This window comes from Pseudomonas putida (assembly GCF_002741075.1).
Classification (GTDB): Bacteria; Pseudomonadota; Gammaproteobacteria; order Pseudomonadales; family Pseudomonadaceae; genus Aquipseudomonas; species Aquipseudomonas putida_T.
In genome coordinates, this window is record NZ_CP016634.1 from 2,516,863 (window position 1) to 2,528,548 (window position 11,686).

The following is an 11,686-nucleotide window of genomic DNA, read 5'->3' on the forward strand; positions in this document are numbered from 1 at the left end:
TTCAGGCTGGAATCTTCAGGCCCCGCTGCACCGCAGGCCGGGCCAGGAAGGCCTCCAGCACCCGCCGCACCTGCTTGAACTCATCGAACCGCACCAGCTCCCGTGCGTTGTAGCGCTCCACCAGGTTGCGCACCCAAGGGAAGATGGCGATGTCGGCGATGCTGTACGTGTCCACCATCCATTCGCGCCCGGCCAGGTGCCGGTCGAGCACGCCCAGCAGGCGTCGCGATTCATTGACATAACGGTCTCGCGGACGCTTGTCCTCGTAATCCTTGCCAGCGAAGAAATGGAAGAACCCGACCTGACCGAACATCGGCCCGATGCCCCCCATCTGGAACATCAGCCATTGGAGGGTCTGGTAGCGGGTAGCCGGATCCTGGCTGAGCAACTGGCCGGTTTTCTCGGCCAGGTACTGCAGGATCGCGCCGGACTCGAACAACGGCAACGGCTGGCCGTTCGGGCCGTTGGGGTCGAGGATGGCAGGAATCTTGTTGTTGGCGCTCAACGAGATGAACTCAGGGCTCATTTGGTCATCGTTGTCGAAGCTGATCTTGTGCACCTCGTAGGGCAGGCCGATCTCCTCCAGCATGATCGAGACCTTGACGCCGTTGGGCGTGGGCAAGGAATACAACTGCAGGCGCTCGGGATGACGCGCCGGCCACTTGCGGGTGATGGGAAAAGCGCTGAGATCGGCCATGGGCACTTCCTGAATACGAGGAAATGACCACTGTAGGGGTAACGCGGTGGTTTGGCCATCGGTTGTTACTGGGGCTTTCGCCGCCATCTGTAGGAGCGGGTTTACCCGCAAATACGTTGGTGAATCCACTACCGCATTCGCGGGTGAACCCGCTCCCACAAGGACTGTGCAGTGTTTCGGATGACGCACCCGCTGGTGCGCCATCCGTCACATCAGTACCGCGTCGGAACGCGCTCTGCACCCCGAGAGATGATCACCTCCACACGGCGATTGAGCTGCCGGGCTTGCGCATCGGCATTGGAGGCAACCGGGTACTCCTTGCCATAACCGCCGGTGGTGATCCGCTCAGGCTCGACACCCTGACGGCGCAACGCCGTCGCCACGGAGGCCGCGCGCTGTTCGGACAGTTTCTGGTTGAACGCATCGCTGCCGGTGGCATCGGTGAAGCCTTCGACCAGCACCTTGCGTTCAGGGTTGTCGTTCAGGAATGCGGCCAGCTTCTGGATATCGCGATCGCTGCTGGGACGCAGTTGCGCGCGACCGGTGTCGAACAGCACATCGCCGAACGTCACGACGGTACCGCGCTCGGTCTGCTTGGACTTGAGCGATTGCAACGCTTTGAGCTGGGCGGTACGCACCTGAAGACGTGCCTCAGTGCGCTGGGCCTCGATCCGCTGCAGGCCGGCTTCGGCCTGGCGCAGCACGATGGTCTGCTCGGCCGTCTCGATCTTGCGGTTGGCCAGATAGGCGAGTTGCCCGACCTGCTCCCCTTTGCGGTCCTTGAGCGAGGCCAGTTCGGCTTTGCCCAGGGCGCGGTAGGCTTCCTGGGTTTCCAGGGCGGCAAGGCGGCTGGCATCCGGTTTGCCTTGCAGGACCGAATACGCCTCGCGGGCCTCCAGCAGGTTTGCGTTTTCTGGCGTCGCACTACAACCGGCCAGCGCCAGTGCGAGCACCGATGCACAAGGCAACAGATACGATTTGGACATGGTCAGCTCCTTATTCGGCAGTCACGGCAGGCAGGGTGTCGGGGGCTTCGAGCATTTCCCGCTTGAGCACTTCGATACCTTCGCGGGCAGCGTTGAGTTGCGCCTGGGCCTTGCTCGCCTGAGTCTTGCGCTCGGCGAAGCTGGCGTCGGCCTCGGCTTGTTCGGCGAGGGTGCGGACCTGAGCCAGGTCCTGTTGGCCCAAGGCCCGCTCCATGGCGTTGAGTTTGTCCTGGGCCGCACGCATTTCGACAGGCGCATATTGGGTCGCATCGGCGGCCACGGCACGATTGACCGCATGACGGGTCAGCTCGATCTGTTCGGTCGGCACGACAACACTGGCGCAACCGCCCAGGGCCAATAACAGACCGCCCAGAGGCAAGAGGTTGCGGATGGATCTGGCACGCATGAAAACAACTCCTCGGTGCTGGACGCATGGGCACGGAGCTCCCGCCGCGATCACGCACGCGTTCGCATCAGGGGATTGGAAAAGTCGCGGATGCTCAGGAGTAACCCGCCTTTTATTGAGAAGGCGAGAATCGGGAGCTTGATGTGGGATTAAACGAACATCCTGGACCGTCGGTTGTGAAAACCAGACCAGCCTATTCACAACCCTGGACGAGCCACATCGGACTCAACTGGCAAACCTGTAAGGTTTTTCAACGAATTGAGACGTTGAACACTCGGCAGGCGGCTGAATACCGCCTGCCGGTAGCAGCACTCAAGACAAACCATGAGCCTTGAGTTTGAGCTTCTCGGTATCCACGCGTACGAACACTGAATCAGCCGTCACGGTCAGTACATCGCCCGCCCAGACTTCGCAGATAACCCGGGTCTTGCGCCCGACCTCACCCTCCACACGCGCCTTGAGCACCAGTTCCACGCCCATCGGGGTGGGCTTGAGGTACGTCAGGCTGAGCGTGCCCGTGACGCAGTCGATACGCGGCAGGCTCCCCGCTTCGCGCCCCTCGGCCCGGTAGTGATAGGCCATGGCCGTCCAGTTGGAATGGCAATCCACCAGCATGGCCAGGAAGCCCCCATAGACCAGCCCAGGCCAGCCGATAAAACCGCTGTCAGGCGAGTGACGACAGATCAGGTGGACACCATCCTCATCCCAATGGCTCTTGATGTGCAGGCCGCTGGGGTGCGAGCAGCCACAGCCATAGCAGGTACCCTCCGGGGCGGCCAGTTCCTGCAGGGAAAGTACGTGTTCGTTCATACGCGTCCTGTGCTTGTTGTTAGACGAAGAAGACGCCACCGATGGTAGCGCCCTGCCCCTTCCCCGCCAATGACGAGGCTGCGCTGGCAGCCCCGTTTCCACTGCCGATCAATGAGTCGGAGCCAGCACCGACATCCCACGCCGACGGGTCAAGGCGATCAGCAGGATGAAGCAGGTCACCCCCGCCGTCATCAAGGTCTCGTAGCGGTAGGCATCGCTGAACAGCATGTAGCCCAGCACCATGACGATCAGCCCGATCACCAGCCAGGTGAGCCAAGGGAACAACCACATCTTCAGAGCAAGCTCCGTGCCTTCGCGTTCGGCACGGGCACGCATGCGCAACTGCGAGACGGCGATCACCAGGTACACCAACAAGGCGATGGCGCCGGTGGTGGACAACAGGAAACCGAACACCTTGCCAGGCAGCACGTAGTTGACGAAGCAGCCGACGAAGCCCGCCAGTGTCGACAGCACCACTGCCACGGTCGGCACGCCATTGCCGGAGATGCGCTTGATCATCCGCGGTGCCTCACCACGCGCGCCCAGCGAGTAGAGCATGCGCGAGGCGGTATAGAGACCGGAGTTCATGCAGCTGGTGACCGCCACCAGCACCACCAGGTCAACCATGAGCTTGGCCCCTGGCACATTCAGGACCTCGAGTACGCGCTGGAAGGACCCCACCGCCTTCAGGCCCGGGTCATTCCAGGCCACCAACGACACCACCAGGAAGATCGAGGCCAGGTAGAAGATGGCGATGCGATACACCACCAGGTTGGTGGCGCGGCGAATCTTGTCTTTCGGGTTGGAGGTCTCGTCGGCGGCAATGGTGACGATCTCGGCGCCAAAGAACGAGAAGATGGTGATCAACACGCCGCCGAGCACCGTGCCAAAGCCGTTGGGCATGAAACCACCACTGGCCCACAGGTGGCTGACACCGGAGACCTCCGCCAGCGGCCAGACACCGAACACCGCCATGCTGCAGACGCCGATGAAAGCAAGGATGGCGATCACTTTGACCAGCGCGAACCAGTACTCGAATTCACCGAAATTCTTCACGCTGATCAGGTTGGTGGCCGACAGCACGACCATGATCAGGAACGCGAACAACCAGGACGGCACGCCGGGGAAGTACGCATGGAGGATGTCCGCGCCGGCAATAGCTTCGACCGGAATGATCAGCACCCAAAACCACCAGTACAGCCAGCCAATGGTGAAACCCGCCCATGGCCCAATAGCCTCGGCGGCATAGGTGGAGAATGAACCGCTGTTGGGGTTGGCAATGGCCATTTCGCCCAGCATGCGCATCACCAGCAAGACCAGCAAACCCGTCATGGCGTAGGAGATCAGGATCGCGGGGCCCGCGGTGGCGATGGCGTTGGAAGAGCCGATGAACAGACCGGCCCCGATGATGCCGGCGATGGAAATCATGGAAACCTGGCGCGAGGTCAGGCCATGCTGCAGTGAGCGCTGTTTCTTTGGGTGTGGCGATGCCATGGGGAACCCTCGATGGGTCGGCCGCCGCAAGCGGCGGCTGAAAAGGGAGCAGAAGGCAAAATAGCGTTGCTTTCTTGTTCTTGTTGTTTTCGTCAGATCAGGCACAGGCCTTTAACGATGCCGTGCAGTCGGACACTGGTGGTCACCGAGGGCAAATAAAAATTCAGGCACGCCGAGACGTTCGAGCGCGTCGACAGTCATTGTTCTTCTCCTGTTTCAACAGCGGGTTGTCATCGTTGATGCAGGTCAGTATTAATCTAATAAGACGAGGCCAACAAACGACCTTTTCGAAGCACATGATTCCATTTGGGAATGAAATCCTTCCAAATTCACTCGGTAATCACCGCTCATGTCAAAACGCCTGATGCCTTCTTCCACCGCCTTGCAGTGCTTCGAAGCAGCTGCCCGCCACCTGAGTTTCACGCGGGCGGCGCAGGAACTGCACCTGACCCAGAGCGCCGTGAGCAAGCAAGTGGCGCAACTGGAGGACATGCTTGCTCACCCACTGTTCCAGCGCATCCGCAGGCGCTTGCAACTGACGCCGGCCGGCGCACTGTACCTGACCGAGGTGAACAAGATCCTCACCCAGATCGACATCTCCAGCCGCTACATCCTCAGCTATGGCGATGAAACCGAAGTGCTGCGCATCGCCACCCAGCCGACGTTCGGCGCCCGCTGGCTGGTGCCCAGGCTCAAGGGCTTCGGTGATCGTCACCCGCGCATCCACCTGGATATCCGCAACGAACTGGAGCCATTCGACCTGGTGCAGGCCAGGGCCGACATCGCATTCTTCTTCGGCCAGGGTACCTGGCCTGGAGCCACCTGCCTCGAGCTGTTCAGCGAGGAGGTGGTACCGGTATGCGCGCCGTCGCTACGCGCCCAGCACCGCTTCGACAGCGCCGCAGCATTGACCGAGCACCGCCTGCTGCAATGCGCTTCGCGGCCGGAGGCTTGGCACGAGTGGTTCCTGGGCCTTGGGCTGCACAGTGAGAACAGCTACCACGGCCCCCGTTTCGACACGTTCTACCTGTGCATCCGCGCCGCCATTGCAGGCTGTGGCATTGCCCTGATCCCCCGCTATCTGGTGGCCGAGGAGCTGGCCGAAGGCAAGTTGGTGGTGGCCTGGGACCATCCGGTGCCCAGCAATGGCAAGCACTTCATCGCCCACGCCGAGCATGCGGCGGAGGTACCGAAGGTGCGGGCGTTCGTGCAGTGGATCCTGGAACGGGTGGCACAGGGCGACTGAAGGGATCACCGTGGGGCCGGATTTCCCATAGTTTTTGGAATGACCGCAATCGAATAATTCGTTTGTGAAACAACACTTCTTCGCGCTTGGATAATAAGAAAATCAAACCAAGGTTTGCGTGCACATGAATCAGGAAAGTATCAGCCAGTCCATTGCAATTGTTCACCCGATTACACTTTCCCATGGCCGCAATGCCGAAGTCTGGGACACCGACGGCACCCGTTATATCGACTTTGTCGGCGGTATCGGCGTACTGAACCTGGGCCATTGCAACCCGGCCGTGGTCCAAGCCATTCAAACCCAGGCCACACGTCTGACCCACTACGCCTTCAATGCGGCCCCCCATGGTCCCTACCTGGCGCTGATGGAGCGCTTGCAGCATTTCGTGCCGGTGAGCTATCCACTGGCAGGCATGCTCACCAACAGCGGCGCGGAAGCGGCGGAAAACGCACTGAAAGTGGCACGCGGGGCCACCGGCAAGCGCGCCATCGTCGCCTTCGACGGCGGTTTCCATGGTCGTACCCTGGCCACCCTCAACCTCAACGGCAAGGTCGCACCGTACAAGCAACGGGTGGGTGAACTGCCCGGGCCGGTCTATCATTTGCCCTACCCCAGCGCTGACACCGGCGTCACTTGCGAGCAGGCGCTCAAGGCCATGGAGCGCTTGTTCAGCGTGGAACTGGCGGTGGAGGACGTCGCAGCGTTCATCTTCGAGCCCGTCCAAGGCGAAGGCGGCTTCCTGGCGCTAGACCCCAGCTTCGCCCAGGCATTGCGCCGCTTCTGCGACGACCACGGCATCCTGATCATCATCGACGAGATCCAGTCTGGCTTCGGCCGCACCGGTCAGCGCTTCGCCTTCCCTCGTCTGGGCATCGAGCCTGACTTGCTGCTGTTGGCCAAGAGTATTGCCGGGGGCATGCCGCTGGGCGCTGTGGTCGGTCGCAAGGCGATCATGGACTCGCTGCCCAAGGGCGGCCTGGGCGGCACCTATTCAGGCAACCCGATCGCCTGCGCGGCGGCCTTGGCCAGCCTGGAGCAGATGACCGACGAGCATCTCGCGAGCTGGGGAGAGCGCCAGGAACAGGCCATCGTTGGCCGCTACGCGCGGTGGAAGGCCACTGGGCTGACGTCGGCACTAGGCCGCCTGACCGGCATCGGCGCGATGCGTGGGCTGGAGCTGGTCAACGCCGACGGCAGCCCCGCGCCGGCCCAACTGGCCAAGGTACTCGAGTCGGCCCGCGCCAAAGGCCTGCTGCTGATGCCCAGTGGCAAGGCACGGCACATCATTCGCCTGCTGGCGCCGCTGACGATCGAGCCGCAGGTGCTCGACGAAGGCCTGGATATCCTGGAGGAGTGCCTGGCGGCGCTGGGCTGAGACCTTAGAGGCCCAACTCTTCGGGGGTGAGCATGTCGGACTCGAAGGCGATCCAGCCGCCTTCGAGTTCGGCGTGGCCATTGACGATCGGGCCGTAGTAGGTCAGGCCGTTCTCCAGCGTCACGCAGATATGCGTGGCGGATTTTTCCGGTGCGGCCAGGGTGCCGACGAAGTGCACCTTCTTGAGGGTTTCGGTGACCGCTTCCAGGCCCACACGCATGTTGGGGTTTTCCATGGCTTCGGCGTCACCCCCACGGTCTTCGGCGCTGACGGTTACGGTGGCGATGTAGGGGTACTTGCTCAATCGAGGTGCCTCGCAGGAAAAGGGACGGGCGCATCGGGCGCCAAGGGTGCGTAGGTTACGGCAGGCGATGCCCGCGCGCGAGTACCGCGCTCGCATTTGCCCGATCGAACCGCTCGTTCGCGGACCTCTGCTCGTCCCAGAGACCGCGGGACCGAAATCTGTTAGGGTGCCCGCCGATGCACGCCCCACCACACGAGGATCCCGAGTGAGCGCCGAAGAACCCCTGATCGCCGACTTGTTCGAAGTCGACAAACGCCTGAGTCTCAAGCCCGTCGTGGACTTCAACGCCTACCTGCGCAATGCCTTCGGCGAAGGCGCCTGCCGTTGCCACCGCTGCCTGGAACTGGGCGGCGACGAAAGCGGCTACAGCCACCAGCACACCTTCGACCTCGAAGGCCGTACCCTGCACCGACGCTTCGCCAACACCGCGGGCAGCGATGTTCTGCTGGTGCTGAAGAAAGCCTGGCTGTCCTACACCAAGAACGATCTGCCACTGACTGGCGCGCTAGACCTGACCACCGTCAAGACGTTCACCGACGCCGCCCTGCACGAGCGCCTGCTGGCCCTGCTGGCGGCCAGCGGCCTGGCCCGCGAAGCCGACGGCCAGTGGCAACTGCAAGCCCTGGCCGACTGACCCGGGCGCCTGGCCGCCGGGGTCACTGCCCTTGGCGGCCATGCACGATGGCGCGGCCCTTTTCCAAATAGGCGTCCATTTCCTCACGCGGCACCATACTGCCACCCGTCGCCCAGACCAGATGCGTGGCATTGGCCATGCGCTGTTCATCCAGCCCCAGACGCTGGCGATAGCCTTGGTTCTCCAGCAACACGCGCCCCATGCCCGGCACACCCGCCAGCGCCGATGGCTCCAACGCCAGCCCTTCGAGTTTCTCCATCAGCGCCAACAGGCGGAACAGTTCGGCATCGCTGACGGTGTAGTAGCCGTCGATCAGACGCTGCATGGCCCGCCCGACGAACCCTGAGGGCCTTCCGACCGCCAGCCCGTCGGCGGCGGTGTGGTTGTCCAGGCCGAAGTCATAGACCGACACCTGCTCATGCAAACCGGTGTACACCCCCAACAGCATGCACGGCGAATGGCTGGGCTCGGCGAACAGGCAATGCACCGCATCGCCAAATGCCTGCTTCAAGCCAAAGGCCACGCCTCCTGGACCGCCGCCCACGCCGCAGGGCAGATAGACGAACAGCGGATGCTCGGCATCGACGACGATGCCCGCCGCCTGAAACTGCCCGCGCAGGCGTTCGGCCGCCACGGCATAGCCCAGGAACAGGTCGGTGGAATTTTCGTCATCGACGAAGTGGCAGTTGGGATCGGCATCGGCTTCGCGCCGTCCCTGCTCGACCGCTACCCCGTAGTCGGCATCGTACTCGCGCACCTCGACGCCACAGGCCCGCAAGCGATCCTTCTTCCACTGACGGGCATCGGCGGACATGTGTACCGTCGTCCGGAACCCCAGACGCGCCCCCATGACACCGATGGACAACCCCAGGTTGCCGGTCGAACCCACAGCGATGCTGTACTGGCCGAAGAAGGCCCGGGCCGCATCGCTGTCGAGCGCGGCGTAATCGTCCCCCGGTTTGAGCAGGCCGCCGGCCAGGGCCAGGTCCTCGGCATGCTTGAGCACTTCATAGATGCCGCCACGAGCCTTGATCGACCCGGAGATGGGCAGCAGGTTGTCGGCCTTGAGCCAAAGCGAGCCGACGGGCGCGATATGGAGCTCATCGCACAAGACAGCCTGCAGGCTGGGCAAGGGCAACAACGGCGATTCGATCAGCCCCCCGGCCGCCTGGGTCTGCGCAAAGGCAGAGGCGATGAACGGTGCGAAACGCGTCAACCGGGCGCTGGCCTCGGCGATATCGCTCGCCCCCAGCGGTACATCGCCCAGGGCCTGGGCGCACGGTGCGACACCAGGATTGAACCAGGTGACCGGGGCGTGGCGCACCAGGTCGGCGATCAGCGGGTGCTGCTGACACCAGGTCTGCAGCGGTACTTCGAGGGCCATGGGCGACTCCAGCCGAATCAGTAGGCAAAGCCTGGATTAGGCGGCACATGAGCGCCCCTTGGCAACCGTCGGATACTTACCCAGCCCCCCATCAGGGTCGCCATCGTCTGCTACCTTGGGAGAACCCGCTCACCCACAGGTGAATGACCATGGCCCGCACGACTCCCATCGAGCTGTACCGCAACATCGGCATCGTCGCCCACGTGGACGCCGGCAAGACCACCACCACCGAACGCATCCTGTTCTACACCGGGGTCAACCACAAGATGGGCGAAGTTCATGACGGTGCCGCCACCATGGACTGGATGGCCCAGGAACAGGAGCGCGGCATCACCATCACCTCGGCGGCGACCACGGCGTTCTGGCAGGGCTCGACCAAGCAATTTGCCGACAAGTACCGCTTCAACATCATCGACACCCCCGGCCACGTCGACTTCACCATCGAGGTGGAGCGCTCGCTGCGTGTGCTCGACGGGGCGGTGGTGGTGTTCAGCGGCGCCGACGGCGTCGAGCCGCAGTCCGAGACGGTCTGGCGCCAGGCCAACAAATACCACGTGCCACGCCTGGCCTATATCAACAAGATGGACCGCCAGGGCGCGGACTTCCTGCGGGTGGTCAAGCAGATCGACCAGCGCCTGGGACACCACCCGGTGCCAATCCAACTGGCGATCGGCAGCGAGGAGCACTTCGAGGGGCAGATCGACCTGGTGAAGATGAAAGCCATCTACTGGAACGACGCCGACCAAGGCACCAGCTATCGCGAAGAAGAGATACCCGCAGAGCTGCGCGCCCTGGCCGATGAGTGGCGAGCGCACATGGTCGAAGCCGCTGCCGAGGCCAACGACGAACTGACCATGAAGTTCCTCGAGGGCGAAGCGCTGAGCATCGATGAGATCAAGGCCGGCCTGCGCCAGCGCACCCTGGCCAACGAGATCGTGCCCACCATCCTCGGTTCTTCCTTCAAGAACAAAGGCGTACCGCTGATGCTCGATGCGGTGATCGACTACCTGCCCGCCCCTAGCGAGATTCCGGCGATCAACGGCACCGACCCGGACGACGAAGAAAAGCATCTGGAGCGCCACGCCGACGACAACGAGCCGTTCTCGGCCTTGGCCTTCAAGATCGCCACCGACCCCTTCGTCGGCACCCTGACCTTCGCCCGGGTGTACTCAGGCGTGCTCAGCTCCGGTGACGCGGTGCTCAACTCGGTCAAGGGTAAGAAGGAACGTGTCGGGCGCATGGTGCAGATGCATGCCAACCAGCGCGCCGAGATCAAGAACGTCTGTGCCGGCGACATCGCCGCACTGATCGGCATGAAGGATGTCACCACCGGCGACACCCTGTGCGACATGAACAAGCCGATCATCCTCGAACGTATGGACTTCCCCGACCCGGTGATTTCCGTGGCCGTTGAGCCCAAGACCAAAGCCGACCAGGAAAAAATGGGCATCGCCCTGGGCAAGCTGGCCCAGGAAGACCCCTCGTTCCGGGTCAAGACCGACGAGGAAACCGGTCAGACGATCATCTCCGGCATGGGTGAGCTGCACCTGGACATCATCGTCGATCGCATGCGCCGGGAGTTCAACGTCGAGGCCAATATCGGCAAGCCCCAGGTGGCCTACCGCGAGAAAATCCGAAATACCTGCGAAATCGAGGGTCGCTTCATCCGCCAATCCGGCGGACGCGGCCAGTATGGTCACTGCTGGATCCGCTTTGCACCCGGCGAAGAGGGCAAGGAAGGCCTGGAGTTCATCAACGAGATCGTCGGCGGCGTGGTGCCGCGTGAGTACATCCCCGCGATCCAGAAGGGCATCGAGGAGCAGATGCAGAACGGCGTGCTGGCCGGCTACCCGCTGATCAGCCTCAAGGCCGCGGTATACGATGGCTCGTACCACGACGTGGACTCCAACGAAATGGCCTACAAGATCGCCGCGTCCATGGCCACCAAGCAATTGGCCCAGAAAGGCGGCGCCGTGCTACTTGAGCCGGTGATGAAGGTCGAGGTGGTCACGCCCGAGGAATACCTGGGCGACATCATGGGCGACCTGAGCCGTCGCCGCGGCATGATCCAGGGCTCGGAGGACAGCCCCGCAGGCAAGGTGATCCGCGCCGAGGTGCCATTGGGCGAGATGTTCGGCTACTCCACCGACATGCGCTCGATGACCCAGGGCCGGGCCAGTTACTCGATGGAGTTCACCAAGTATGCCGAGGCGCCGGCGAGCATCGCCGACAGCATCGTCAAGAAGAACAAGGGAGAGTAATCCCGTTTTCGAGTGGCTGGTCTGACGCCTTCGCGGGTAAACCCGCTCCTACAGCTATAGCGGCGCTATCGACCTGTAGAAGCGTTTAC

Annotated in this window: 11 protein-coding genes; 4 read left to right on the forward strand and 7 right to left on the reverse strand. The window is 62.8% G+C overall.

Annotation, left to right across the window (positions count from 1 at the left end; translation table 11 throughout):
- Position 1 precedes the first annotated feature (1 nt).
- From IEC33019_RS11685 to IEC33019_RS11705, 5 genes are all read right to left on the reverse strand, one after another.
- A complete protein-coding gene (locus tag IEC33019_RS11685; protein WP_070091862.1) occupies positions 2–697 on the reverse strand; it encodes a glutathione S-transferase N-terminal domain-containing protein in 696 nt (231 codons plus the stop codon).
- Between the two features lie 212 nt (positions 698–909).
- Positions 910–1,683, reverse strand: a complete 774-nt coding sequence (locus tag IEC33019_RS11690; protein WP_070091863.1) for an OmpA family protein — start codon at positions 1,681–1,683, stop codon at positions 910–912.
- A 10-nt stretch (positions 1,684–1,693) separates the two neighbouring features.
- Positions 1,694–2,089, reverse strand: a complete 396-nt coding sequence (locus IEC33019_RS11695) for a DUF4398 domain-containing protein (protein ID WP_070091864.1) — start codon at positions 2,087–2,089, stop codon at positions 1,694–1,696.
- Positions 2,090–2,401: 312 nt separating this feature from the next.
- Entirely contained in the window at positions 2,402–2,899 is a 498-nt protein-coding gene (locus IEC33019_RS11700; RefSeq protein ID WP_070091865.1) for a PaaI family thioesterase, read from the reverse strand.
- A 108-nt stretch (positions 2,900–3,007) separates the two neighbouring features.
- A complete protein-coding gene (locus IEC33019_RS11705) occupies positions 3,008–4,393 on the reverse strand; it encodes an amino acid permease (RefSeq protein ID WP_070091866.1) in 1,386 nt (461 codons plus the stop codon).
- Positions 4,394–4,742: 349 nt separating this feature from the next.
- Between IEC33019_RS11705 and gcvA the strand changes: the two genes are divergently transcribed.
- Together gcvA and IEC33019_RS11715 are read left to right on the forward strand one after the other, a co-directional pair.
- Entirely contained in the window at positions 4,743–5,639 is an 897-nt protein-coding gene (gcvA, locus tag IEC33019_RS11710; RefSeq protein ID WP_070091867.1) for a transcriptional regulator GcvA, read from the forward strand.
- A gap of 124 nt (positions 5,640–5,763) precedes the next feature.
- Entirely contained in the window at positions 5,764–7,014 is a 1,251-nt protein-coding gene (locus IEC33019_RS11715; RefSeq protein ID WP_070091868.1) for a 2-aminoadipate transaminase, read from the forward strand.
- Positions 7,015–7,018: 4 nt separating this feature from the next.
- Here the strand turns inward: IEC33019_RS11715 and IEC33019_RS11720 are convergent, their stop codons facing one another.
- Positions 7,019–7,318 carry a hypothetical protein gene (locus tag IEC33019_RS11720; protein WP_043209175.1) on the reverse strand — a complete coding sequence of 100 codons (300 nt, stop codon included), beginning with the start codon at positions 7,316–7,318 and terminating at the stop codon, positions 7,019–7,021.
- 205 nt (positions 7,319–7,523) lie between these two features.
- On the opposite strand from IEC33019_RS11720, the gene IEC33019_RS11725 reads away from it, so the two are divergent.
- Positions 7,524–7,952 (forward strand): hypothetical protein, encoded by a 429-nt coding sequence (locus tag IEC33019_RS11725; protein WP_070091869.1) that lies wholly within the window; start codon positions 7,524–7,526, stop codon positions 7,950–7,952.
- A gap of 22 nt (positions 7,953–7,974) precedes the next feature.
- Here IEC33019_RS11725 and dsdA read toward each other — a convergent pair whose 3' ends face one another.
- Positions 7,975–9,336, reverse strand: a complete 1,362-nt coding sequence (gene dsdA, locus IEC33019_RS11730) for a D-serine ammonia-lyase (RefSeq protein ID WP_070091870.1) — start codon at positions 9,334–9,336, stop codon at positions 7,975–7,977.
- Positions 9,337–9,485: 149 nt separating this feature from the next.
- Here dsdA and fusA point away from each other — a divergent pair, with 149 nt between their 5' ends.
- Complete coding sequence (gene fusA, locus IEC33019_RS11735; RefSeq protein WP_070091871.1) at positions 9,486–11,597, forward strand: elongation factor G; 2,112 nt, start codon at positions 9,486–9,488, stop codon at positions 11,595–11,597.
- The last annotated feature ends 89 nt before the right edge of the window (positions 11,598–11,686 follow it).